The sequence below is a fragment of the Streptomyces cyaneofuscatus genome, from assembly GCF_000718135.1.
GTDB classification, from domain to species: Bacteria; Actinomycetota; Actinomycetes; order Streptomycetales; family Streptomycetaceae; genus Streptomyces; species Streptomyces cyaneofuscatus.
Map to the genome: position 1 here is coordinate 230,688 of NZ_JOEM01000003.1, position 24,635 is coordinate 255,322.

At 69.4% G+C, this 24,635-nt stretch carries 22 protein-coding genes and 2 tRNA genes; 15 read left to right on the forward strand and 9 right to left on the reverse strand.

The window, feature by feature from the left end:
- Positions 1-31 precede the first annotated feature (31 nt).
- The 4 genes from gyrB to IF17_RS0106550 all read left to right on the forward strand — a co-directional run bounded on the left by gyrB (position 32) and on the right by IF17_RS0106550 (position 5,647).
- A complete protein-coding gene (gene gyrB, locus IF17_RS0106535; RefSeq protein ID WP_030563079.1) occupies positions 32-2,101 on the forward strand; it encodes a DNA topoisomerase (ATP-hydrolyzing) subunit B in 2,070 nt (689 codons plus the stop codon).
- 47 nt (positions 2,102-2,148) lie between these two features.
- Positions 2,149-4,788, forward strand: a complete 2,640-nt coding sequence (gene gyrA / locus IF17_RS0106540; protein WP_030563081.1) for a DNA gyrase subunit A — start codon at positions 2,149-2,151, stop codon at positions 4,786-4,788.
- A gap of 93 nt (positions 4,789-4,881) precedes the next feature.
- Entirely contained in the window at positions 4,882-5,502 is a 621-nt protein-coding gene (locus IF17_RS1000000137340) for a DUF3566 domain-containing protein (protein ID WP_030563083.1), read from the forward strand.
- 71 nt (positions 5,503-5,573) lie between these two features.
- Positions 5,574-5,647, forward strand: a tRNA-Ile gene (locus IF17_RS0106550).
- 319 nt (positions 5,648-5,966) lie between these two features.
- Here IF17_RS0106550 and IF17_RS0106555 read toward each other — a convergent pair.
- Positions 5,967-6,338: a DUF6344 domain-containing protein gene (locus IF17_RS0106555; RefSeq protein ID WP_030563085.1), complete on the reverse strand. Its 372-nt coding sequence runs from the start codon at positions 6,336-6,338 to the stop codon at positions 5,967-5,969.
- Between the two features lie 291 nt (positions 6,339-6,629).
- On the opposite strand from IF17_RS0106555, the gene IF17_RS1000000137565 reads away from it, so the two are divergent.
- Entirely contained in the window at positions 6,630-6,764 is a 135-nt protein-coding gene (locus IF17_RS1000000137565; RefSeq protein WP_003958712.1) for a DLW-39 family protein, read from the forward strand.
- Positions 6,765-7,117: 353 nt separating this feature from the next.
- Positions 7,118-8,467 (forward strand): hypothetical protein, encoded by a 1,350-nt coding sequence (locus IF17_RS0106565; protein WP_030563087.1) that lies wholly within the window; start codon positions 7,118-7,120, stop codon positions 8,465-8,467.
- 9 nt (positions 8,468-8,476) lie between these two features.
- On the opposite strand, the gene IF17_RS0106570 is transcribed toward IF17_RS0106565, so the two are convergent.
- Positions 8,477-9,853, reverse strand: coding sequence for a serine/threonine-protein kinase (locus IF17_RS0106570; protein ID WP_030563089.1), 1,377 nt, complete (start codon positions 9,851-9,853; stop codon positions 8,477-8,479).
- 126 nt (positions 9,854-9,979) lie between these two features.
- Positions 9,980-10,528 (reverse strand): helix-turn-helix domain-containing protein, encoded by a 549-nt coding sequence (locus IF17_RS0106575; protein ID WP_030563091.1) that lies wholly within the window; start codon positions 10,526-10,528, stop codon positions 9,980-9,982.
- A gap of 180 nt (positions 10,529-10,708) precedes the next feature.
- Here IF17_RS0106575 and IF17_RS0106580 point away from each other — a divergent pair.
- Positions 10,709-10,781: transfer RNA gene (locus IF17_RS0106580), tRNA-Ala, on the forward strand.
- A gap of 158 nt (positions 10,782-10,939) precedes the next feature.
- Here IF17_RS0106580 and IF17_RS0106585 read toward each other — a convergent pair.
- Positions 10,940-11,452: a DUF3515 family protein gene (locus IF17_RS0106585; RefSeq protein WP_030563093.1), complete on the reverse strand. Its 513-nt coding sequence runs from the start codon at positions 11,450-11,452 to the stop codon at positions 10,940-10,942.
- A 238-nt stretch (positions 11,453-11,690) separates the two neighbouring features.
- Positions 11,691-12,407, reverse strand: a complete 717-nt coding sequence (locus IF17_RS0106590) for a DUF5324 family protein (protein WP_030563095.1) — start codon at positions 12,405-12,407, stop codon at positions 11,691-11,693.
- Between the two features lie 279 nt (positions 12,408-12,686).
- Between IF17_RS0106590 and IF17_RS0106595 the strand changes: the two genes are divergently transcribed.
- Together IF17_RS0106595 and IF17_RS0106600 are read left to right on the forward strand one after the other, a co-directional pair.
- A complete protein-coding gene (locus IF17_RS0106595; protein WP_030563097.1) occupies positions 12,687-13,214 on the forward strand; it encodes a peptidylprolyl isomerase in 528 nt (175 codons plus the stop codon).
- Between the two features lie 116 nt (positions 13,215-13,330).
- Positions 13,331-14,236 carry a rhomboid family intramembrane serine protease gene (locus tag IF17_RS0106600; protein ID WP_030563099.1) on the forward strand — a complete coding sequence of 302 codons (906 nt, stop codon included), beginning with the start codon at positions 13,331-13,333 and terminating at the stop codon, positions 14,234-14,236.
- Positions 14,237-14,505: 269 nt separating this feature from the next.
- Here the strand turns inward: IF17_RS0106600 and crgA are convergent, their stop codons facing one another.
- The gene (gene crgA, locus IF17_RS0106605; protein ID WP_018513895.1) at positions 14,506-14,760 is read right to left on the reverse strand and encodes a cell division protein CrgA; all 255 of its coding nucleotides are present in this window, start codon (positions 14,758-14,760) and stop codon (positions 14,506-14,508) included.
- A 142-nt stretch (positions 14,761-14,902) separates the two neighbouring features.
- Between crgA and IF17_RS0106610 the strand changes: the two genes are divergently transcribed.
- The 6 genes from IF17_RS0106610 (at position 14,903) to IF17_RS0106635 (ending at position 19,485) form a co-directional block, all read left to right on the forward strand.
- Positions 14,903-15,670, forward strand: a complete 768-nt coding sequence (locus IF17_RS0106610) for a DUF881 domain-containing protein (protein ID WP_203611258.1) — start codon at positions 14,903-14,905, stop codon at positions 15,668-15,670.
- A gap of 31 nt (positions 15,671-15,701) precedes the next feature.
- The gene (locus IF17_RS0106615) at positions 15,702-16,406 is read left to right on the forward strand and encodes a class E sortase (protein ID WP_030563103.1); all 705 of its coding nucleotides are present in this window, start codon (positions 15,702-15,704) and stop codon (positions 16,404-16,406) included.
- A gap of 89 nt (positions 16,407-16,495) precedes the next feature.
- Positions 16,496-16,684, forward strand: a complete 189-nt coding sequence (locus tag IF17_RS0106620) for a hypothetical protein (RefSeq protein WP_018513898.1) — start codon at positions 16,496-16,498, stop codon at positions 16,682-16,684.
- Complete coding sequence (locus IF17_RS0106625) at positions 16,681-17,319, forward strand: aminodeoxychorismate/anthranilate synthase component II (protein WP_018513899.1); 639 nt, start codon at positions 16,681-16,683, stop codon at positions 17,317-17,319. Before IF17_RS0106620 ends, IF17_RS0106625 begins: the two co-directional genes overlap by 4 nt.
- Positions 17,316-18,731: a class E sortase gene (locus IF17_RS0106630; RefSeq protein ID WP_030563105.1), complete on the forward strand. Its 1,416-nt coding sequence runs from the start codon at positions 17,316-17,318 to the stop codon at positions 18,729-18,731. The genes IF17_RS0106625 and IF17_RS0106630 overlap by 4 nt, the downstream gene beginning before the upstream one ends.
- Positions 18,732-18,756: 25 nt before the next feature.
- On the forward strand, positions 18,757-19,485 hold the full coding sequence (locus IF17_RS0106635; protein ID WP_030563108.1) for a class E sortase: 729 nt from the start codon (positions 18,757-18,759) through the stop codon (positions 19,483-19,485).
- A 97-nt stretch (positions 19,486-19,582) separates the two neighbouring features.
- Here IF17_RS0106635 and pknB read toward each other — a convergent pair whose 3' ends face one another.
- The 3 genes from pknB to IF17_RS0106650 all read right to left on the reverse strand — a co-directional run bounded on the left by pknB (position 19,583) and on the right by IF17_RS0106650 (position 24,613).
- On the reverse strand, positions 19,583-21,586 hold the full coding sequence (gene pknB / locus IF17_RS0106640) for a Stk1 family PASTA domain-containing Ser/Thr kinase (protein ID WP_030563110.1): 2,004 nt from the start codon (positions 21,584-21,586) through the stop codon (positions 19,583-19,585).
- A 172-nt stretch (positions 21,587-21,758) separates the two neighbouring features.
- The gene (locus IF17_RS0106645; protein WP_030563113.1) at positions 21,759-23,216 is read right to left on the reverse strand and encodes a peptidoglycan D,D-transpeptidase FtsI family protein; all 1,458 of its coding nucleotides are present in this window, start codon (positions 23,214-23,216) and stop codon (positions 21,759-21,761) included.
- Positions 23,213-24,613, reverse strand: a complete 1,401-nt coding sequence (locus tag IF17_RS0106650) for an FtsW/RodA/SpoVE family cell cycle protein (RefSeq protein ID WP_030563115.1) — start codon at positions 24,611-24,613, stop codon at positions 23,213-23,215. Before IF17_RS0106650 ends, IF17_RS0106645 begins: the two co-directional genes overlap by 4 nt.
- Positions 24,614-24,635: the final 22 nt, after the last annotated feature.

Below are 24,635 nucleotides of genomic sequence, written 5' to 3' on the forward strand. Positions count from 1 at the left end.
CAGCCGCTCCCGCCTGTCCGGAAGACGGCCTGTGCTGTGCCAGAAAGGGCGCTTCGTGGCCGATTCCGGCAACCCCAACGAGAACATTCCGTCCACAGCCGGTGAGCCGGGCGAGGCCTCAGCCTCGTACGACGCCAGCGCGATCACCGTGCTGGAAGGGCTGGACGCGGTCCGCAAGCGGCCTGGTATGTACATCGGCTCGACCGGTGAGCGCGGCCTGCACCACCTCGTGCAGGAGGTCGTCGACAACTCGGTCGACGAGGCGATGGCGGGTCACGCGACCACCATCGACGTCACGATCCTCGCCGACGGCGGCGTGCGCGTGATCGACAACGGCCGTGGCATCCCGGTCGGCATCGTGCCGTCCGAGGGCAAGCCGGCCGTCGAGGTCGTGCTCACCGTGCTGCACGCGGGCGGCAAGTTCGGCGGCGGCGGTTACGCCGTCTCCGGCGGTCTGCACGGCGTCGGTGTCTCCGTCGTCAACGCCCTGTCCACCCGGGTCGCGGTCGAGGTCAAGACCGACGGCTACCGCTGGACCCAGGACTACAAGCTCGGTGTCCCCACCGCCCCGCTGGCCCAGCACGAGGCCACGGACGAGACGGGCACGTCGGTCACCTTCTGGGCCGACGGCGACATCTTCGAGACCACCGAGTACAGCTTCGAGACCCTCTCGCGCCGCTTCCAGGAGATGGCGTTCCTCAACAAGGGCCTCACCCTCAAGCTGACCGACGAGCGCGAGTCGGCGAAGGCCACGGCGGGCGCCGACAGCGCCGAGGCCGTCGAGGTGCCCGAGGAGGAGACGACCCGTTCGGTCACGTACCACTACGAGAACGGCATCGTCGACTTCGTCAAGTACCTCAACTCCCGCAAGGGCGACGTCATCCACCAGTCGGTGATCGACATCGAGGCCGAGGACAAGGACCGTCTCCTCTCGGCCGAGATCGCCATGCAGTGGAACACGCAGTACACCGAGGGGGTCTACTCCTTCGCCAACGCGATCCACACGCATGAGGGCGGTACGCACGAGGAGGGCTTCCGCGCCGCGCTGACCTCCCTGGTCAACCGGTACGCGCGCGAGAAGAAGCTGCTGCGCGAGAAGGACGACAACCTCACCGGCGAGGACGTACGCGAGGGTCTCACCGCGATCATCTCGGTGAAGCTGGGCGAGCCGCAGTTCGAGGGCCAGACGAAGACCAAGCTGGGCAACACGGAGGCCAAGACCTTCGTGCAGAAGGTCGTCCACGAGCAGCTGACGGACTGGTTCGACCGGAACCCCAACGAGGCCGCCGACATCATCCGCAAGGGCATCGCCGCCTCGACCGCCCGCGTGGCGGCCCGCAAGGCGCGCGACCTGACGCGGCGCAAGGGGCTCCTGGAGAGCGCCTCGCTGCCCGGCAAGCTGAGCGACTGCCAGTCGAACGACCCCACCAAGTGCGAGATCTTCATCGTCGAGGGTGACTCCGCCGGTGGTTCGGCGAAGTCCGGCCGCAACCCGATGTACCAGGCGATCCTGCCCATCCGAGGCAAGATCCTGAACGTCGAGAAGGCCCGGATCGACAAGATCCTCCAGAACACCGAGGTCCAGGCGCTGATCTCGGCCTTCGGCACCGGGGTCCACGAGGATTTCGACATCGAGAAGCTCCGCTATCACAAGATCATTCTGATGGCGGACGCCGACGTCGACGGCCAGCACATCAACACCCTGCTGCTGACCTTCCTCTTCCGCTTCATGCGGCCGCTGGTCGAGCAGGGCAACGTCTATCTGTCGCGCCCGCCGCTCTACAAGATCAAGTGGGGCCGGGACGACTTCGAGTACGCGTACTCGGACCGGGAGCGCGACGCGCTCGTGGCGCTCGGCAAGCAGAACGGCAAGCGGATCAAGGAAGACTCGATCCAGCGCTTCAAGGGCCTCGGCGAGATGAACGCCGAAGAGCTGCGCGTCACGACCATGGACGTCGACCACCGGGTCCTCGGCCAGGTCACGCTGGACGACGCGGCGCAGGCCGACGACCTGTTCTCGGTGCTCATGGGTGAGGACGTCGAGGCACGGCGCTCGTTCATCCAGCGCAATGCCAAGGACGTCCGCTTCCTCGACATCTGAGTCGGCCGTACCAGCGACGCCGCAGCTCGAAAGGACTTTGACCAGCAATGGCCGACGAGAACACCCCTGTGACACCTGAACCCGCGACGCCCGAGGAAGTCACCGTCCCCGGTGTGGGCATGCGCGTCGAGCCCGTCGGGCTCGAGACGGAGATGCAGCGCTCCTATCTCGATTACGCGATGTCCGTCATCGTCTCGCGTGCGCTGCCCGACGTACGGGACGGCCTCAAGCCCGTCCACCGTCGGGTGCTGTACGCGATGTACGACGGCGGGTACCGCCCCGAGAAGGGGTTCTACAAGTGCGCCCGCGTCGTCGGTGACGTCATGGGTACGTACCACCCGCACGGCGACTCCTCCATCTACGACGCCCTGGTGCGCCTCGCGCAGCACTGGTCGATGCGCATGCCGCTGGTGGACTCCAACGGCAACTTCGGTTCCCCGGGCAACGACCCGGCCGCCGCCATGCGGTACACCGAGTGCAAGATGATGCCGCTGTCCATGGAGATGGTCCGGGACATCGACGAGGAGACCGTCGACTTCCAGGACAACTACGACGGCCGCAACCAGGAGCCGACGGTCCTGCCGGCGCGCTTCCCGAACCTGCTGGTCAACGGCTCCGCGGGCATCGCGGTCGGCATGGCGACCAACATCCCGCCGCACAACCTGCGCGAGGTCGCCGCCGGTGCCCAGTGGTACCTGGAGCACCCCGAGGCCTCGCACGAGGAGCTGCTGGACGCGCTGATCGAGCGCATCAAGGGCCCCGACTTCCCGACCGGCGCGCTGGTCGTGGGCCGCAAGGGCATCGAGGAGGCGTACCGCACCGGGCGCGGCTCCATCACGATGCGCGCGGTCGTCGCGGTCGAGGAGATCCAGGGCCGGCAGTGCCTGGTCGTCACGGAGCTTCCGTACCAGACCAACCCCGACAACCTCGCGCAGAAGATCGCCGACCTGGTCAAGGACGGCAAGGTCGGCGGCATCGCGGACGTCCGCGACGAGACCTCCTCGCGTACGGGGCAGCGCTTGGTCGTCGTCCTCAAGCGGGACGCGGTCGCCAAGGTCGTCCTGAACAACCTGTACAAGCACACCGACCTCCAGTCGAACTTCGGCGCCAACATGCTGGCCCTCGTCGACGGGGTGCCGCGCACGCTGTCGATCGACGCGTTCATCCGCCACTGGGTGACGCACCAGATCGAGGTCATCGTCCGGCGGACCCGGTTCCGGCTGCGCAAGGCCGAGGAGCGGGCGCACATCCTGCGCGGCCTCCTGAAGGCCCTGGACGCCATCGACGAGGTCATCGCCCTCATCCGGCGCTCCAACACCGTGGAGATCGCGCGTGAGGGCCTGATGGGCCTGCTGGAGATCGACGAGATCCAGGCGAACGCGATCCTGGAGATGCAGCTGCGCCGGCTGGCCGCGCTGGAGCACCAGAAGATCACCGCCGAGCACGACGAGCTCCAGGCGAAGATCAACGAGTACAACGCGATCCTGGCCTCGCCCGAGCGGCAGCGCCAGATCGTCAGCGAGGAACTGGCCGCGATCGTCGAGAAGTTCGGCGACGACCGGCGCTCCAAGCTGGTGCCCTTCGACGGTGACATGTCCATCGAGGACCTGATCGCCGAGGAGGACATCGTCGTCACGATCTCCCGCAGCGGCTATGTGAAGCGCACGAAGACGGACGACTACCGCTCGCAGAAGCGCGGCGGCAAGGGGGTGCGCGGAACGAAGCTGAAGGAGGACGACATCGTCGACCACTTCTTCGTCTCCACGACGCACCACTGGCTGCTGTTCTTCACGAACAAGGGCCGCGTCTACCGGGCCAAGGCCTACGAGCTCCCGGATGCCGGCCGGGACGCGCGCGGCCAGCACGTCGCCAACCTGCTGGCCTTCCAGCCGGACGAGAAGATTGCCCAGATCCTGGCGATCCGCGACTACGAGGCCGTGCCGTACCTGATCCTGGCGACGAAGGGCGGTCTGGTGAAGAAGACCGCGCTCAAGGATTACGATTCGCCTCGCTCGGGCGGTGTCATCGCGATCAACCTGCGCGAGATGCCGGAGGGCGGCGACGACGAGCTGATCGGTGCCGAGCTGGTGTCGGCGGAGGACGATCTGCTGCTCATCAGCAGGAAGGCGCAGTCGATCCGGTTCACCGCGACGGACGACGCGTTGCGGCCGATGGGCCGTGCCACCTCGGGCGTCAAGGGCATGAGTTTCCGTGAGGGAGACGAACTGCTCTCGATGAATGTCGTCCGGCCCGGTACGTTCGTCTTCACCGCAACCGACGGCGGGTACGCGAAGCGGACCCCCGTCGACGAGTACCGCGTCCAGGGCCGCGGCGGCCTCGGTATCAAGGCTGCCAAGATCGTCGAGGACCGGGGCTCGCTCGTCGGTGCGCTGGTGGTCGAGGAGACCGACGAGATCCTCGCCATCACGCTCGGCGGTGGTGTGATTCGTACGCGAGTCAATGAAGTCAGGGAGACGGGCCGTGACACCATGGGCGTCCAACTGATCAATCTGGGCAAGCGGGATGCCGTCGTCGGCATCGCGCGCAATGCCGAGGCCGGTCGTGAGGCGGAAGAGGTCGATGGGGCCGATGATGCTGAGAGCGAGACGGCCGAGGTCCACGCCGAGAGCGTGGTAGAGGGCACTGTCGAGGGCACGGAGCCTTCGACCGGGGAGCACGAGGAGTAGAGCGTGAGTGGAGCCACGGGCGCCGGTTCGGCCGCTTCCGGAGCAGGAGCGAACGGTGCCCGTGGCCCTGCCACGGACTCCCAAGGGGGCACTGTGACGGACACACGAGGGCCTCAGCCCCAGTACGAGGGTTACGCGACCGGGCCGCTGCCCGGCGAGCGTGAGCCCGCACCGGGGCCGTCGGGGCCGTACCACCCGCCTCAGGCGTACCAGGCGCCCGGCGGGGGCACCCAGGGCGGCCAGCAGCGCCCCGGGCAGGGCGGGGGCACGCTGGGCGGCGCGCAGGGCGTGGGCGGGGCCCAGGCGACGCGTAAGCCGCGTACGGGGGCGCGGACCACTCCGCGTACCCGCAAGGCCCGACTGCGGGTGGCCAAGGCCGACCCGTGGTCGGTGATGAAGGTCAGCTTCCTGCTGTCGATCGCCCTGGGCATCTGCACGGTGGTGGCGGCGGCGGTCCTGTGGATGGTGATGGACGCGATGGGCGTCTTCTCCACCGTGGGCGGCACGATCAGCGAGGCCACCGGCTCGAACGAGAGCAACGGCTTCGATCTGCAGTCGTTCCTCTCGCTGCCGCGGGTGCTCATCTTCACGTCGGTCATCGCCGTGATCGACGTGGTGCTGGCCACCGCGCTGGCGACGCTGGGCGCCTTCATCTACAACCTGTCGGCGGGCTTCGTGGGCGGCGTCGAGCTCACGCTGGCCGAGGACGAGTAGCGCGCCGAGTATCGATTTTGGGACTGGCCCCGACGTGCGCTAATCTTCAGAAGTCAGCGCGAGAGCGCGGCGGGGCTATAGCTCAGTTGGTTAGAGCGCATCCCTGATAAGGATGAGGCCACAGGTTCAAATCCTGTTAGCCCCACAGAACGAAGACCCCCAGTCACCAGTGGCTGGGGGTCTTCGCGTTGGGCGGTGGGGGTGGGGGACGGGGTGTGCCGGCGCCGGGTTCGCGGCAAGCCTGTGTTGTACGGCGCCGGCACCCTTCCTCGTACGGCACACGCTTCCTTGCACGGCACTTCTGCTCGTACGGCACACGCTTCCTTGCACGGCACCTCTGCTCCTACAGCACACGCTTCTCGTACGGCACCGGCCCCGGACGCACGGAAAGGCCCCGGCGCACGGAAAAGGCCCCCGGCCGGTGTGAACCGGACAGGGGCCCCGGGGTGCGGTGGGCGCCGGGATCAGGGGGGCGGGGCCGGGGAGTCGCCTTCCGGGGCCGTGTGGTGGGGGGCGGCGGTGGTGGTGCGGGTCGCGGACGCCGGGTCGGCCGACAGGTGGCGGGTGGCCGGGGAGGAGCCGTGGGCCTCGGCCCGGATGCGCTGCTTCATCGTGGGCGGCAGGGCCCGGTCACGCGGAAGGGTCCATCGGACCGAGGGGGCGAGTGGAGTTGCCGCCGTGGCACCCGTGTGCTCCTGGGTCGTGGCGCTCGGCTGCGCGGCGTTCGTGGCGTTCGCGGCGCTCGCCGTGGCGGTGGCGAGGCCCAGCGACGCCAGCAGGGCGAAGAAGGCGGTGATGAAGGCGGTCCAGATGCTCTTGGGCTGGAAGGTGCTCATGGCCCCTCGCTTTCGGGTGGTCCGGTTGCTGACTTCTCCGATCATGTGGATCCGGGCCGCGATTTCGGGGAGCGACGCCCGCAGTGCGCCGATCTTCGGATTAACACCACTCGTATGGTGCAACCGGGGCTGACGGACCGTCCGGAACGCGTCACGGGGCTCGGCGGGGGCCTCGTCGGGGTGCCGGGGACGGGCTGCTTTTGGGTTCCAGGCAGGTCACCGATCGGTATCGGCCGGTGTGTATAGTCGGCGGCAGAAGGCCCCTATTCCAAGGAAAGACGAGGTCGCGCGGTGAAGAAGCTTCTCCTGGTCGCACTGGCTGCCATCGGCGGGCTCCTCGTGTACCGCCAGATCCAGGCGGATCGCGCCGAGCAGGATCTGTGGACGGAGGCAACCGACTCCGTGCCCGCAGGTTCGGGTGTGTGAGACGGCACAGTCTGTTACGGGCCCCGGTCGCTGAGCGGCCGGGGCTTCGTGCTGTCCGGGCCCCGGGTGTCGCCCGTGCTGACGGGTGAGGGCCGTGATGCGTTTCTCTTGAATTCACCTGAGCAAATCAGTAACTTGCTTAAGCAAAGAATCTGATGGGGTGTGCCGCGGCAGGAACGCGGACAAGAAGGGCAATCCGGCTGTGGCCGGAGACAGCAGCGGTGTGGGCGGGGCAGGATGGACCGGCAATTGCGGTCGCTGCCGGAGCGGGCGCCCTGGTGATCACGGCCGGGGGAGCCCTCTTCGTACGCAGCCGTCGCAGGGCGGCCATGCGGACGACGAGGGGGAAGCGCGTGAAGAGGCAGCGCAACAGGGGGCGGGCGACGCTGGCGGCTCTCGCCGCGATGTGCGCCGTGGCGGCGCTGCCGGGACAGGCGTACGCGGACGGCCCGCCGGCGTACGGCTTCGACCCCGGCGCGAAGAACGTGCAGGGCGCGGTGCGCAACGCCGAGGCCTCGGTCCTGCAGCCGGGGGCCGTGTACCGCAGCTCGATCGAGCCGGGCGAGCAGCTCTACTACCGGGTGAAGCTCGACAGCCTCACCGACGCCTATGTCTCGGCGGTCGCCGTGCCGAAGAGCGGCGGCTCGGTGGCGTACGGGGACGGGATCACCGTCAGCATCCGGGACCTCAACGACTCGCGGTGCAGCTCCAACCAGACCACCTTCGGCTCGGGCGAGACACCGCGGCCGATCGCCGCGTACGCGCACCGGACCGTCGGCAAGGGGTCGAGCACCACCTGCAAGGAGGCCGGGACGTACGACGTCCTCGTCGAGCGCGAGAGCAAGCCCACCTCCAGCCCCGAGGCCTGGAACCTGGAGCTGAGGTTCGTCGAGGAGCCCGCGCTGAAGAGCGGCGGGCCCACGGAGACGACCGCGCCGAAGGACTGGCCCTCGGCCACGCCCGCCCCCCTGGACGTCGAGGCGCAGAAGCGTACGGGCGGCAGCAGTTACTACGACGCCACCAGCCTGACGACCGGCGAGTGGATCGACGAGATCGCCCCGGGCCAGACCCGCTTCTACCGGGTGCCGGTGGACTGGGGGCAGCAGATCTACGCCTCCGCCGTGCTCAGCAACACCACGGCCGACTCGACGGAGTTCATCGGCAACGCCCTCACCCTCTCGCTCGACAACCCCGCCCAGGGGCACATCACGGACACCTCCCTCTCCTACTCCGGCAAGTCCGCGACCACGGCGCTGAAGCCGCTGCCGCCGGTCGCGTACCGCAACCGGTACGACTACAGCTCCCAGGTCAGCACCCTGCGTTTCGCGGGCTGGTACTACCTGTCGGTGACGCTCAGCCCGAAGGTCGCCGAGAGCTACGGCAAGGACCCGATCGCGCTGACGATGTCGGTCCAGGTGAAGAACGAGGCCGGTGCGTCGCCGTACGACGGTGACCCCGGGATCTTCGCGGTGACCGAGAAGGACAAGGAGCTGGCCCAGAGCGGCGACAGCGCTCCGAAGGCCGCGAAGAGCGCGACGATGCAGGTCGTCGCGGCGGGAGCGCTCGGGACGGGCGCCGTGCTGGTGCTCGGCCTCGGCGCCTGGACGCTGCTGGCCCGCCGCCGCGCGGCCGCCGCCGGCGGACCCGGCCAGGTCCACGAGCAGCAACCGCCGTTCGGGGGGCCGCCGCAGCAGGGCTGGTGACGGCCGCCCTTACATCTGGGTGAGCGCCCAGATGCCGACCGCGAAGCAGATCAGCGCCACCACCAGTACCGGGACCGCCACCTTCGGGGGCGGACCCGGCCGCGTCTGCCGTACGGGAACGGGGGCGGCGGCAGGGGAGGCCGCGGGGGCGTGGGCGGCGAAGGAGTGGTGTTGTGGCTGGTGGTGCTGCTGGGCCGTGTAGGGGCGGGTGGCCGAGGCGTCGTACGGTACGCCGGAGGTCGGCGCCTGGGAGGGGTCCGGGGCTCCGACGGCGTACGGCGATGGCGACGGGGCGGCGGGCTGGGCGGGCAGCGGGGCCGGGGGCGGGGGTGGCGTGGCGATGGGCGCGGACGCTGACGTGGGCTGGTGGAACTGGGGCTGCTGCGGCTGCTGTTGAGGCTGCTGTTGTGGCGGGGGCGCCAGGTGGAAGCTGCCGGTCTCCGACATGGAGACGGGCGGGGGCGGCGATACGGGCGGCTGCGGTGCCCCGGATGGCTGAGGCGCCTTCACGGGGCCGTCGGGGCCGAACCCCGCGGGCAGTGGCCCGATCTGGTCGAACACCTCCACCGGCTCGTCGTCCGGACCGGGTTCGGGCAGCATCTCGACCGCCGCGGCCAGGGCCTTGCGCGCACCCGTCGCCGTACGGAACCGGGCCTGCGGGTCCGGCTGGAGCAGCCCGGCGAGCACCTGCCAGAGCGGCTCGGGGATGCCGTCGGGGGCGCCCGGGGTGCCGTGGGCGGCGAAGTGCTCGACCAGCGCCTGGGAGTCGGGCTTCTTGCCCTGGAGGAGGTAGAGGGCGACCAGGCCGACCGCGAAGAGGTCCGCGGGGAAGTCGGGCTCGGCGCCCATCATCTGCTCGGGGGCGAAGTAACCGGGCGTGCCGACCACGTAGTTGGTCTCGGTCAGCCGGGGCTCGCCCTTGCGCATCGAGATGCCGAAGTCGGAGAGGCGCAGATGGGGGCGGCCCGTTCCGGTCGCCTCCATCAGGATGTTGGCCGGCTTGATGTCCCGGTGGACCACCCCTTCGGCGTGCACCGTGGAGAGGCCGGAGAGCAGCTGGTCCAGGAGCAGGCAGACGAAGCGCGGGGGCAACGGGCCGTAGTCGCCTATGACATGGGCGAGCGAGCCGCCGCTCACCAGGTCCATGGTGAACAGGACTTTGTCGTCGTCGGCGGCCCAGCTGGCCGGGGCGAGGACATGCGGGTGCTCGATGCGCAGAGCCTGCTCGCGGACGAAGCGCAGCAGCGTGTGCGCGTCGCTCTGCTGCAGGACCTTGGCCGCGACGTACCTGCGGCGCCGTTGGTCCCAGGCTCGCCAGACGGCGCCGACCCCACCACGTCCGATCGGATCGATCAGCTCGTACCGACCAGCGAAGACCTCACCCATTGCGCTGTGCCCGCTCCCAGTTCCTGTTGTCGCCGCGGCTCTGCGGGGACCAGGGACCCCGGCTGTGCGAGGCCCTGGCTCCGTCGTCGTACGTCCGTACGGTCCTGCCGTCGTGGTCTCGAGCCGCTAGCTCTGGTGTCCCTCGTAGTGCGCGACCGCGTCCGCGGTGCGGCCGGCTCCGTACACCCGGAGGAACTCTGCCAGTTCCGGGTGGGTCGGGGCGAGGGCGTCGGCGGCATCGATGATGTCGCCGGCCGCCGATACCGACCTCAGCAGGGACTGGATCTCGCGCACCACGCGGCGGACGGTGGGGGCGCCGCCGGTCGACGCGGTCTGGCCGGTGCCGGTCAGGACGGACCCGCCCTGCGATTTCTTGATCTCTTCCATCCGGTCGGTGGCCTCGCCCGCGCTGACGCTGCCGTCCGCGACCTGGCTCGACAGCTCCTGAAGTGCCTGGACGCGCTGGACGACCGCCGGGTTCCCGATCTTGGCCCGCTGGCCGCTCATCAGCTGGGAGAGCATCGGGGCGGACAGCCCGAGAACCGCGGCAAGCCGTGCCTGGTTCAGGCCGAGATCGTCGATCAGCCGACGGAAGAGTGCCCCCAGCGGCTCCCCGTACCAACTGCGCTGAAGCTCTCTGGCTCTTGCCGTCGCCTCTTGCTGCGCTGCGTCCATTGCGTCTCCCCTTCGCTGCGGCTTCGCTGCTGCGAACCTCGTCGAGCATCTTACGGAGCGTGGTCGTCCACCGGGAGTCCCTATCCTTTTGCAAGATGGGGTGGAGCACCCGGTACTCTTGTCCCGGATGGTTGCCGTGGCACGGACGTGTTTCGGCGTTGTCCTTGTTTGCCGTGTTTCGGGGCCTTAGCTCAGTTGGTAGAGCGCTGCCTTTGCAAGGCAGATGTCAGGAGTTCGAATCTCCTAGGCTCCACATCGATGAACACCCCCTGACCGACGGAAACGTCGGCCAGGGGGTGTTCTGCGTCGCTCCGGCCGTCGCGGTGACGTCGCTGAGCAGAAGCAAAGCGGCCGGGACTGTGCTCGTCTGCCGGGCGGTGTCCTCCACCGCATGCCGTCTGACCAGCGGTGTCATCCGGAGGGCGTCGGAGGCCGCACGTCGTCGAGGTTGATGCACTTCGTGTACGTCTTCACGGGCTCGACCAGGGCGGACAGGTCGACCAGGACGTCGTCCACGGCGGCCACGTCGTCGGAGACCACGACCTCCACGGCCGGGTCGCGGCCGTAGGTGACGACCACCTTCCCGCCGTCCTTCGACCGGTCCTCGCGGAAGACCCAGTCCACGCCGTCGACGGTCGCGCACGGGTCGAGGGTCGGTACGGGCAGCTCGACGCCGCAGCGCAGCACGATCGCGTTCTCGCCCCAGACCGCGACGCCCGGGCGGTCGGTGAAGGCCAGGTCCTGGCCGCCGAGGCGGTCCGGGTAGCGGTCGGCGAGCTGCTTGCAGGCGGCGTCCCCGGCGTGCGGTGCGGCGGTGACGCCTTCGCCCGGCGAGTCCGCGCCGCACGACACCAGGACACCGGCGGCCAGTACGGAGGCCGCCGCGGCGAGTACGGCCCTCCGCGGCCGGGGGATGCGCACCACAGGAAGGACCTTTCGTGAGGGCGGGGACGACCGGCGGAAGCTACGCCCGCACCGGCCCCTCGCGGCTCAGTGTGTCACCCGGCCCTCGGCAGGCTGTGGGCGAGGGGCGGTGACCGCCCGGTGTGCTCGGGGGCCTCGCCGGAGGCACGACGAGAACGCCGGTCCCCCGCGGGGCCGGTGAAGGCCTGCGGGGGACCGGCGTTCTCTTCTTTTACGTGCCGTTACGGCGGCGGCGCCCTCAGGGGCGGTCGTCGAGGCCCGGGGTGTCCCCGTTCGCCTCGGCCTCGGCCTGCTTGGCCTTGACCTCCGGGTCGAGCACGGCCTGGCCGCTGCCGTCGACCGAGCTCAGCGGCGAACGGTCGTCGCCCACCTCGGTGGCGACGGGCGGCTCGACCAGCCAGTCCGGGTTGGCCTGCTTGTCCCACCAGCGCCAGGCGGCATAGGCGCCGCCGGCGACGATGCCCAGCACCAGGAGCCCCTTGGTCGCCCGGCCGGCCCTGGCCCGCCGCTCGTGCTTGCGGGCCAGCTTCTGGATCTCCTTGGCCGTGACGTTGCTCCGCAGTGCGGCCAGCGCGGCGGCGCTGCGGGCGGTCGCCTGCTCGGCGACCGGCAGGGCCACCGCCCTGGCGTGCTCCACGCGCGGCGCGGTGTAGTCGGCGGCGGTCCGGGCGGCCTTCCGGGTCGAGTGCGCCGCACGCTGCGCGGCCTCGTCGACCTTCGGCGGCACATGTGTCAGGGCCTGTTCGAGACGCGGTGCGAGATGGGACTCGTACTGGACGCGGGCCTGCTTGGCGGCCTTGGTCACCTTGGGCGCGAGCTGGACACGGGCCTCGTGCGCGTAATGTGCAGCCTGCTTCTTGGCCGTGTCGGCGTACGGCGCCACCACTTCCGCGGCGTGCTGCGCGCTGTCCCTGGCCGAGTCGGTTGCGGCGCGCACGCTGTCGATGCGGGTCACGGGATCCTCCTCCTTGGTGGCGGGTAGGTACTCCGCCTTTCCGCCCCATGCGAAATCATGCCTGTTGCGGCCATGACCGGCACTCAGAACGGGCATCCGGGTCATGATCGCTATTTCCGTCAAAACGGTTCAAGTCGGTAAAACAGTGCAAGTGAAGTGTGCCGACGACAATGCCATGGTTCAGCGGTTAACGCGCCGTTCTGCCAGGCATCCGGCCGTACATTTCCCGGTACGTGGGAGGATCGGCGGACGTCAGCGAAGGATTACGGAAGGCAGATCGTGGCCGAGGAGCTTTACGCCACCTTGAAGACCAGCCAGGGCGACATCGCGATCCGGCTTCTGCCGAACCACGCGCCCAAGACGGTCCGGAACTTCGTCGAGCTGGCCACCGGAGAGCGCGAGTGGACCAACCCCGAGACCGGCGCGAAGTCCACGGACCGGCTCTACGACGGCACCGTCTTCCACCGGGTGATCAGCGGGTTCATGATCCAGGGCGGCGACCCGCTGGGCAACGGCACGGGCGGCCCGGGCTACAAGTTCCCCGACGAGTTCCACCCGGAGCTGGCCTTCACCAAGCCGTACCTGCTGGCCATGGCCAACGCGGGCCCGGGGACCAACGGCTCGCAGTTCTTCCTGACCGTCTCGCCGACCGCCTGGCTGACCGGCAAGCACACCATCTTCGGCGAGGTCGCCGACGAGGCGGGCCGCAAGGTCGTCGACGCCATCGCGGCCACTCCGACCAACCCCCGTACCGACCGCCCCGTGCAGGACGTGGTCATCGAGTCGGTCGTCGTCGAGACCCGCTGACGTCCCGCTCCGACGGGAACCAACCGCCCCGCCCGTCCGTACTGTTACATAGCGGACCAGCGGGGCGGCCGTGCGTGCGGTGCCCCGGGGTGAGACCGAGAGGCAGGCCAGGACCGATGGACCAGCAGCCGCCGGCGGGCCGGGGCGTACCGGAGGGCGGGGAGGCCGTGCCGACGTGCTACCGGCACCCCGACCGGGAGACCGGGATCAGCTGCACGCGCTGCGAGCGGCCGATCTGCACCGAGTGCATGGTCAGCGCCTCCGTCGGCTTCCAGTGCCCCGACTGCGTACGCCAGGGCTCGGGCACCGGCCACCACCCGGCCGCGAGCATGCCCCGCACGCTGGCCGGCGGCACCGTGGCCGCCGACCCGCGGCTGGTCACCAAGATCCTGCTCGGCATCAACCTCGCGGTCTTCGTTCTGGTCGCGGCCGCTCCGGAGTCCCTGCTCAACGATCTGGTGCTGCTCGGCCGGGCCTGGGACCCGACGCCGCCGCCGGGCTCGATCGAGGGCATCGCCGAGGGCCAGTGGTATCGCCTGGTGACCTCGATGTTCCTCCACCAGGAGGTGTGGCACATCGGGTTCAACATGCTGGGGCTGTGGTGGCTCGGCGGACCGCTGGAGGCCGCGCTCGGCCGTGTCCGCTATCTCGCGCTCTATCTGCTCTCCGGCCTCGCGGGCAGCGCCCTGACCTATCTGATCGCCGCGCCGAACCAGCCGTCGCTCGGCGCCTCCGGTGCGATCTTCGGCCTGCTGGGCGCCACCGCGGTGCTGATGCGCCGGATGAACTACGACATGCGCCCGGTGCTGATCCTGCTGGCGCTGAACCTGGTCTTCACCTTCACCATGGGCGGGATCGCCTGGGAGGCGCATGTCGGCGGTCTCGTCGCGGGCGTCCTGATCGCGACAGGGCTGGTGCACGCGCCGCGCGAGCACCGTACGGCTGTGCAGGCCGGGAGCTGTGCGCTGGTGCTGCTGGCGTCGGTGGCGATCATCGTTGCCCGCACGATGTCCCTGAGCTGAGCGGTCTCAGGGGCCCTCTGCCCCCAGGGCAGACCTCAGTTGTCCACAGTGAGGCCGGGATCTTGTGCATGGCAAGGGGAACATCTGTGCCCACCATCGCTGAGCTGGGTTTTTCCTGCGGAAAACGAGGTGCAGCCCCCCTCGGAGAGGGAGGCTGCAGTCACACCGGCGTCAACTTGGGTGCAGGTTATCCACAGATCGTCTGACCTTTTCCCCTGGCTGTGGATAACTCTGTGGGTAACTCAGGGCAAGGCTTGCGTGAGGGCGCGCTACTTCCACTGCGTGGAGACGGCGAAGCCACCGGCGATGAAGCCGAAGCCCACGACGATGTTCCAGTTGCCCAGGGCGTCGATCGGCAGATCGCCTTCGGTCACGTAGAACACCACGATCCAGGCCAGCCCGATGAGGAACAGGGCCAGCATCACCGGAGCGACCCAACTGCGGTTGGTCAGCTTTATAGCGGTTGCCTGCTTCGCCGCGGGCGGCGTGAAGTCGGCCTTCTTGCGGATACGTGACTTCGGCACGAGGGACTCTCCTGTCGATGCGCTGCGTGACCGCGCAGGGATCTGTGGCGGGCGCCGGGGCGGGGATGCCAGGGGGCATGCTGCCTCCCCCGGGCGTCCGTTAGCGTAGTGCTTCCATGGCGCCCGATGAGATAAGGGTACGTTGAGCAATTCTGCCGACTCTCCCGAAGGCCCGGTCCGGCACACCTCCGTGTGGGCGGCCCGGGGGCTCACCGCTGCCGTTTTCGCCCTGGCCGGACTGATCTTCGTCACCAGCGCCAACACGGCCAAGGGCACCAATCTGCGCAGCGACTCCTCCTTGCTCAAGCTCTCCGACCTGATCAAGGAACGCAGCGAGAACAACGCCGAGCTGAACGACTCGGTCGCCTCCGCGCGGGCGGACATCGACGCGCTTGCCCAGCGCGACGACGGCTCCACCGAGGCCGAGGACGCCAAGCTGAAGGCCCTGGAGAAGGCGGCCGGTACCACGAAGATCACCGGCGACGCCGTCAGCGTCACCCTCAACGACGCGCCCCCCGATGCCACCGCCAACCCCGGCTACCCCGAGCCGCAGCCCAACGACCTGGTCATCCACCAGCAGGACCTCCAGGCCGTGGTGAACGCCCTCTGGCAGGGCGGGGCGCGCGGGATCCAGGTGATGGACCAGCGGCTGATCTCCACCAGCGCGGTCCGCTGCGTCGGCAACACCCTGATCCTCCAGGGCCGCGTCTACTCCCCGCCGTACAAGGTCACCGCCGTGGGCGACCCCGGCAGGCTCAAGCAGGCGCTCGACAACTCCACGGCGATCCAGAACTACCAGCTGTACGTGAAGGCGTACGGGCTGGGCTGGAAAGTCGACGAGGACGACGCGGTGACTCTTCCCGGCTACTCGGGCACAGTGGACCTCCACCACGCGAAGCCTGTGGAGTGAACCCGAGCTGATCCCCCGGGGAGGCCGTCCGGTGTCGTCACGACTGTCGGCGCGATCGTTACGGCTCGTCGTCAGAACCTTCAGTGAACTGTGCATCACCGTGGGCGCCTTGATCGTCCTGTTCGTCGCCTACGTCCTGCTGTGGACGGGGGTCAAGGCCGCCGACGCGGCCGAGGGCGAGATCGAGACGCTCCACAGCCGCTGGGCCCAGGAGCCCGCGGCCCTTTCCCCCGGCCCCTCCTCAGCGCCGTCCCCGGCCCCGTACCGCGACGGAAAGCCCTTCGCGACGCTGCACATCCCCCGCTTCGGCGCCGACTGGGAGTGGCCCGTCCTGGAGAACACCGAGGCCAGGACCTTGCAGAAGGGGCTCGGCCACTACAGCGGCACCGCCCGTCCGGGAGAGACGGGCAACTTCGCGGTCGCCGGGCACCGCCGGACCTACGGAGACCCCTTCAAGGACTTCCCCCGACTGCGCCCCGGGGACGCGGTGATCGTCAACGACGGCACGACCTGGTTCACGTACCGCATCGCCAAGGAGCCCTACCGGACCGTGCCCACCGACACCGCCGTCGTCGACCCCGTCCCCCGCCGCTCCGGCTTCGAGGGGCCCGGCCGCTATCTGACGCTCACCACGTGCGAGCCCGAGTGGGGCAGCAGCCACCGGCTGATCGCCTGGGCCCACCTGGACGCGACGCGGCCGGTGAGCGAGGGGAAGCCGCCGGACCTTACCGGCTGACCCGGGCCCGGCCGGGGTTTTCCACAGGCTGCCCCACGCTCCGGCCGCGGCACTCTAGTCTGGTGCGGGTACCGAATGAAGGGGTCAGCATGTACGGCTGGATCTGGCGGCATCTGCCGGGCAACGCATGGGTGCGCGGCGTCATCGCGCTCGTGCTGGTTCTGGCGGTCGTCTACGCGCTGTTCCAGTACGTCTTCCCCTGGGCGGAGCCGCTGCTCCCGTTCGGTGAAGTGACCGTCGACGGCGCGAGCGCCGGTGGGGCAGGAGCCGGGCAGTGAGCGCACGCATCCTCGTCGTGGACAACTACGACAGCTTCGTCTTCAACCTCGTCCAGTACCTCTACCAGCTCGGCGCCGAGTGCGAGGTGCTGCGCAACGACGAGGTGACCACCGCCCACGCCCAGGACGGCTTCGACGGCGTCCTGCTCTCGCCGGGCCCCGGTACGCCCGAGCAGGCCGGGGTCTGCGTGGAGATGGTGCGCCACTGCGCGGACACCGGCGTTCCGGTCTTCGGCGTCTGCCTGGGGATGCAGTCGATGGCCGTCGCGTACGGCGGTGTCGTCGACCGGGCCCCCGAGTTGCTGCACGGCAAGACCTCGCCCGTGGACCACGAGGGCAAGGGCGTCTTCGCCGGGCTGCCCTCCCCCTTCACCGCGACCCGCTACCACTCGCTCGCCGCCGAACCGGCCGCGCTGCCCCCGGAGCTGGAGGTCACGGCCCGCACGGCGGACGGCATCATCATGGGGCTGCGCCACCGGGACCGGGCCGTGGAGGGCGTGCAGTTCCACCCCGAGTCGGTCCTCACCGAGTACGGACACCTGATGCTCGCCAACTGGCTGGAGCAGTGCGGCGACCAGGGGGCCGTCGCGCGGTCGGCGGGGCTCGCGCCGGTGGTGGGCAAGGCCGCGGCGTGACCACCCGCCCCGAGGACGACACCGGACTTCAGGGCCCGTACGCGCAGGGGACGTACGGGGCCGACGGGGCGTTCGTCGCGGCGGTGGACGGGCTCGCGGACCCGCTCAACGACCCGCTGCCGGGCTCGCTCCAGGACCCCTCGCCGCCCGACCCGCTCAACGACTCGCTCAGCCACCCGCACAACGGTCCGCTTCCCGGGCAGCACGCCTCCCCGTGGTTCCGGAGCGGGACCGTCCAGGGGGACGCGGGCGGCGGACGGCAGGGCGCGGCGCCGGTGGGGGCGGCTGTGCCGCCGACGCCACCTGCGTACGGGGGGCCTCAGCAGCCGCAGGGCGGCCCGAGCGAGTGGTACGACCCCGAGGGGTACCGGCGGGACTGGTACGGCTCCCAGCAGGCCCCTGTACCCCCTGCCTCGCCTTCCCCGGTGTCCTCTCCCGCACCTTCCCCTGTGGTGGCTCCGGCCGACGAGACCCTGGGGCTGCGGACCGCGGACACCCGCCGAATAGTGGCGGAGCCGTACGAACGGCCCGAGCCTGCCGATGAGGCCCAGCCGTCCGACCCGGCTGAACGGTCCGAGCCGGCCGATCCGGCCGAGCCGGTCACCGGAGGACGGGCCGAGCGGCGCCGGGCGGCCAAGGGGCGCGGTGGCCGCCGCCCCGCCCCGCCGGCCGGGCATGCCACCGCGCCCTCCGCCCCCATGTCCCGGATGGAGGCGCGGCGCGCGGCGAAGGCGGCCAAGGACAGCCCGGCCGTGGTCGCCAGCCGGGCCGTCGGCGAGATCTTCATCTCGCTGGGCGTCCTGATGCTGCTGTTCGTGACCTACCAGCTCTGGTGGACCAACGTCCGGGCCGAGCAGATCGCCGGCAACGAGAAGAACAAGATCGAGCAGGAGTGGGCCAAGGGGGCGGGCAAGCCCGGGGCGTTCGCGCCGGGCCAGGGCTTCGCCATCATGCACATCCCCAAGCTGGACGTCGTCGTTCCGATCGCCGAGGGCATCAGCAACGAGAAGGTCCTCGACCGGGGCATGCTCGGCCACTACGGCGAGGGCAAGCTGAAGACGGCGATGCCCGAGGACAAGCAGGGCAACTTCGCCGTGGCCGGCCACCGCAACACCCACGGGGAACCGTTCCGCTACGTCAACAAGCTCACCCCCGGCGACCCGATCGTGGTCGAGACGAGGGACGCGTACTACACGTACGAGATGACCAGCCTCCTGCCGTCGACCGTCCCGTCCAACATCTCGGTGATCGAACCGATCCCGGTCGGATCAGGGTTCACCAAGCCCGGCCGGTACATCACGCTGACCACCTGCACCCCGGAGTTCACGAGTACCTACCGGCTGATCGTCTGGGGCAAGATGGTCGACGAACGGCCGCGCAGCGAGGGGAAGCCCAAGGCGCTCGTGGGCTGAACATCATCACGACAGGGGCGGTGCGGTGACAGCGAGGACCGAGCACGACGAGCGGACCGACGCGTCCGCGCCCCCCGCGCCCCGGCCGAGCAGGCACCCCATCGCCACGGCCGTCAGTGTCTTCGGGGAGCTCCTGATCACTGCGGGCCTGGTGCTCGCGCTCTTCGTCGCGTACTCGCTGTGGTGGACCAACGTGCTCGCCGACCGTGAGGCCGACCGGCAGGGCGACACGGTCCGCAGCAAGTGGGCGGACGGGCCGGGCGCCCTGGACACCAAGGACGGCATCGGCTTCCTGCACGTCCCCGCCATGAAGAACGGCGAGGTGCTGGTCAAGAAGGGCACCGACCCCAAGACCCTGAACAACGGCATCGCGGGCTACTACACGGACCCGATCCCCTCCGCCCTCCCCTGGGACGACGAGGGCAACTTCACGCTGGCCGCGCACCGGGACGGCCACGGCGCGAAGTTCCACAACATCGACAAGCTGAAGAACGGTGACGCGCTCGTCTTCGAGACCAAGGACACCTGGTACGTGTACAAGGTCTACAAGTCGCTCCCCGAGACCACGAAGTTCAACGTCGACGTGATCCAGCCGGTCCCGGAGGAGTCGGGCGTCAAGAAGCCCGGCCGCTACATCACCCTGACGACGTGCACCCCGGTCTACACCTCGAAGTACCGGTACATCGTCTGGGGCGAGCTGGAGCGTACGGAGAAGGTCGACAAGGACCGTACGAAGCCGGTGGAGCTGCTTTAGCCGTCCCCTTCGCACGCGCGGGTCATGAGGAAGGGCCCCGGTCACCACGGATGGTGACCGGGGCCCTTCCTCATGCAGGGGACTGCGGGCGGGTGGGCTACCTGCCCGACGGGCCTCCGAAGATGCCGCCGCCGCCCTGGTCCCCGCCGCCGCCCGGGGTGGCGAAGATGTTGACCGCCGAGTTCTTGTCCACGGTCTCACCGACCCCCGGCTGCACGACGGCCACGACGGCGTTGTCCTCCTGCGACCCCTGGACGTTGCCGACCTGCAGGCCCGCCTCCTGGAGCTTCGCCTTGGCCTCGCCGAGCGTCAGGCCCTGGATCTGTGGGACCTGGGTCTTCTCCGGCTCCGGCGGCTCCGTCGGCTCCACCGGACCCTTGGAGACCTTGAGGACGATCTGCGCGTCCTTGGCGTGCTTGCCGGGCTGCGGGGTCTGCTCGATGACCGTGTCCTTCGGCTCCTCGGAGTCGACGTCGGTCCGCGAGATGTTGGTGAAGCCGATGCCCCGCAGCTGCTGTTCCGCCGCCGCGAAGGTGCGGGTGCGCATGTCGGGCAGGTCCAGGGTCTCCTTCTTGGCGACCGTGATGGTCACCTCGGAGCCGTCCTCCGCCTGACTGCCGCCGTCGGGCTTCTGCTTGATCACCGTTCCCTCGGCCTTCTCGGACTCGACCGCGGTCACGTTGACCGTGAAGCCCTTGTCCTCCAGGGCCTTGCGGGCGCCGTCCTCGGACTTCTCCAGGACGTCGGGCACCTCGATCTTCGGCGCACCGGAGGAGACCATGACCTCGACGGTCCCGTTCTCGTCCATCTCGCCGTTCTCGGGGGTCTGCGAGCAGATGTCGCCCTTCTCCTGCTGTTCGCACGGCTCCTCGCCGGCGACCTTGAGGACGACCCCGGCTCTCTCGACGAGCTGTTCCGCCTCCTTGACGGTGGAGCCGACCAGGTTCGGCACGGGGACCTGGTTGTCGTTGCCGCTGTCGCTGAAGACGGCCCGGCCGATGAGGATCGCGCCGATGAGCACCAGGATGCCCGCGACGACCAGCAGGATCGTCGAGGTGTTGCTCTTCTTCTGCGGCTGGCGCCGACGGCTCGCGCGGTCGTCGTAGCCGTAGCCGCCGTCGTCCGGGTTGACCGGCGGCAGCATCGACGTCGGGGCGTTGTTCGGGTCGGTCGGGCGCAGGGCGGTGGTGGGCTGGTCGGCGTTGTAGCCGTCGTAGCCCCCGTACCCCGCGGCGCCCATCGCCGCGGCTGCCGCGACCGGTCGGCCGTCGAGGCAGGCCTCGATGTCGGCCCGCATCTCGTCGGCGGACTGGTAGCGGTAGTCGGGGTCCTTGGTGAGCGCCTTCAGCACGATCGCGTCCATCTCGGGCGTGATCTCGGGGTCGAAGTTGCTCGGCGGCTGCGGCTCCTCGCGCACGTGCTGGTAGGCCACGGCGACGGGCGAGTCCCCGACGAACGGGGGCCGGACCGCGAGGAGCTCGTAGAGGAGGCAGCCGGTGGAGTACAGGTCGGAGCGCGCGTCGACCTGCTCGCCCTTGGCCTGCTCCGGGGAGAGGTACTGGGCGGTGCCGATGACCGCGGCGGTCTGCGTCATGGTCATGCCGGAGTCGCCCATGGCCCGGGCGATGCCGAAGTCCATGACCTTGACCTGGCCGGTGCGCGTCAGCATGACGTTGGCCGGCTTGATGTCGCGGTGGACGATCTGGGCGCGGTGCGAGTACTCCAGCGCCTGCAGGATGCCGACCGTCATCTCCAGCGTGCGCTCGGGCAGCAGCCGCCGGCCGGAGTGCAGGAGCTCCCGCAGGGTCGACCCGTCGACGTACTCCATCACGATGTACGGGATGGAGACCCCGTCGACGTAGTCCTCGCCGGTGTCGTAGACGGCGACGATCGCGGGGTGGTTGAGCGAGGCGGCCGACTGGGCCTCACGGCGGAACCGGGCCTGGAAGGACGGATCGCGGGCCAGGTCGGCCCGGAGCGTCTTCACAGCTACGGTGCGGCCGAGCCGGGTGTCGTGGGCGAGGTAGACCTCGGCCATGCCACCACGGCCGAGCACCGAGCCCAGCTCGTACCGGCCGCCGAGGCGACGCGGCTCTTCCATAACTGTTCCAGCCCTCTCCGTCAGTCCTGACCGCACCCGTGTGTGTGGTCCGGCGGTGCGCTGTTCGCGCATACGCTACCGGGCACGGGTGGAGTGATCAGCCCGCACCCGTCAGCCGATATCCGACCGGTATCCGATGTCCGGAATGGGCGGGCGGAAGCCGTGACGGGTCTCACTGCTTGCCGTCGACGACCGCCTTCATCACGTCACGCGCGATCGGGGCGGCCAGCCCGCCACCGGAGATGTCGTCCCGGTTGGCGTTGCCGTCCTCGACCACGACGGCGACGGCGACCGGGGAGCCGTTGTCGGTCTTCGCGTACGAGATGAACCAGGCGTACGGCTTCTCGCTGTTGTTCAGACCGTGCTGGGCGGTACCGGTCTTGCCGCCCACTGTGACGCCGGGGATCTGCGCGTTGGTTCCCGTGCCCTTCTCGACGACGGTCTCCATCATCTGCTGGACCTTCTGGGCGTTCTCGCCGGACAGCGCCCGGCTCAGCTCTTCGGGTTCGGCGGTGTAGATGTCGTCCAGGTTGGGCGCCTGGCGCTTGGCGACCATGTACGGCTGCATCAGCTTGCCGTCGTTGGCGATGGCGGAGGCCACCATGGCCATCTGGAGCGGGGTGGTCCGGTTGGACGCCTGGCCGATGCCGGCCATCGCGTTCTGCGGCTTGTTGTCCTCGGGGTAGATGCTCGCGTCGGCGCGGACGGGCGTGAAGACTTCCTTGTTGAAGCCGAACTTGTCCGCCTGCTCGATCATCTTCTTGTTGCCGAGGTCGTCGCTCATCTTCCCGAAGACGGAGTTGCACGACACCCGCAGGGCTTCACGCAGCGAGGCGTCCTTGCAGGGGATGTTGCCCTCGTTCTGGAGCGGGATCTGCGTCTGCGGCAGCGTCCAGGGCAGCGGGGAGTCCGTCTTGGCGTCGATGTCGTCGTAGAGCCCGTTCTCCAGGGCGGCGGCGGCGGTGACGACCTTGAAGGTGGAGCCCGGGGGGTAGGTCTCGCGCAATGCCCGGTTGAGCATCGGCTTGTCCTTGTCCTTCAGGAGCTTCTGCCGGGCGTCGGAGTCCTCGAGCGAGTTCCCGGCGAAGACCGAGGGGTCGTACGACGGGGTGCTCGCGAGAGCCAGAATCGCACCGGTCTGCGGGTCAAGGGCGACGACGGCGCCCTTCTTCTCGCCGAGTCCCTTGAAGGCCGCCTTCTGCGCCGCGCCGTTGAGGGTGGTGACGACGTTGCCGCCCTGCTTCTTCTTCCCGGTGAACATCGACAGCGTCCGGTCGAAGAACAGCTGGTCGCTGTTGCCGGTGAGGATGCCGTCCTCGAGGTTCTCCAGCTGCGAGGAGTCGAAGGCCTGGGAGGAGTAGCCGGTCACGGGGGCCCAGAGGGGGCCGTCCTTCCAGACCCGCTTGTACTTGAAGTCCCCGTCCTCGGTCTCGGCAGAGCCGGTGATGGCCTTGCCGTCCACGATGATGTCGCCGCGCTCGTGGGCGTAGCGCTCGATCTGGACGCGGCGGTTGTACTTGTGGCTGTTCAGCTCGTCCGCACGGACGTACTGGAGCCAGTTGTCCCGGATCAGGAGGGCCAGGACGAGGATTCCGCAGAAGATCGCGATCCGGCGCAGTGGCTTGTTCACGGTCGGACCACCTGCGTCATCTCTGCGTCGGTCGAGGGTGCGGGCGCCGGGGCGGGACGGCGTGCGGTGTCGCTGATCCGGATCAGGATGGCGATCAGGGCCCAGTTGGCCAGTACGGAGGAACCGCCCGCCGCCAGGAACGGCATCGTCATACCGGTGAGCGGGATGAGACCCATCACACCGCCGGCGACGACGAACACCTGGATCGCGAACGATCCCGAGAGGCCGATCGCGAGAAGCTTGCCGAAGGGGTCGCGGGCGGCCAGCGCGGTGCGCACCCCGCGCTCCACGATCAGGCCGTAGATGAGGAGCACACCCATCATCCCGGCGAGCCCCAGCTCCTCGCCGACGGTGGCGAGGATGAAGTCGGAGTTGGCGGCGAAGCCGATCAGGTCTGAGTGGCCCTGTCCGAGACCGGTCCCGAGGGTGCCTCCGGAGCCGAAGGCCATCAGGGACTTGGCCATCTGCTCGCTCGCCGCCTGCTCACCCCAGCCCGCGAACGGGTCGAGCCATGCGGTGACGCGCTGCTGGACGTGCGGTTCGAACGAGGCGACACCGACAGCACCGATCCCGGACATCAGCAGGCCGAAGACGATCCAGCTGGTGCGCTCGGTGGCGACGTACAGCATCACGACGAACATGCCGAAGAAGAGCAGCGAGGAACCGAGGTCGGTCTCGAAGACCAGGATCAGGATCGAGAACGCCCAGACCATCAGGATCGGGCCCAGATCGCGGCCGCGAGGCAGGTACAGGCCCATGAACCGGCGGCTGGCCAGCGCCAGCGCGTCCCGCTTGACCATCAGGTAGCCCGCGAAGAACACCGCAATGATGATCTTGGCGAACTCGCCGGGCTGGAGCGTGCCGACGCCGGGGATCTTGATCCAGATCTTGGCGCCGTTCACCGCGGGGAAGAACATCGGCAGGATCAGCAGGAACAGCGCCACGAGCATGGAGATGTACGTGTAGCGCTGGAGGATGCGGTGGTCCTTCAGGATGACCAGAACCGCGACGAGCATGCCCACGCCGATGGCCGAGAACAGCAACTGCTTCGAGGCAGCGGGGGCGAAAGTCTTCAGAGCCTGGAACCGTTCGGACTGGTCCAGGCGCCAGATGATCGCCAGGCCGAGGCCGTTCAGGAGCACGGCCAGGGGCAGCAGCAGCGGGTCGGCGTACTTGGCGAACCTCCGCACCGCGAGGTGGGCGACGCCGCCGAGCAGGGCGAGCCCCGCTCCGTAACCGAGCATGCCCGAGGGCAGCTCGCCGTTGAGGGCGAGGCCCACGTTGGCGTAGGCGAACACCGAGATGGCGACGGCGAAGATGACGAGCGCCAGCTCGGTGTTGCGGCGGCTCGGTGCGTCGATCGCGCCGATGGTGGTCGTGTTGGTGACAACGCTCATGGTGCTGAAGGCCCCCTACGGC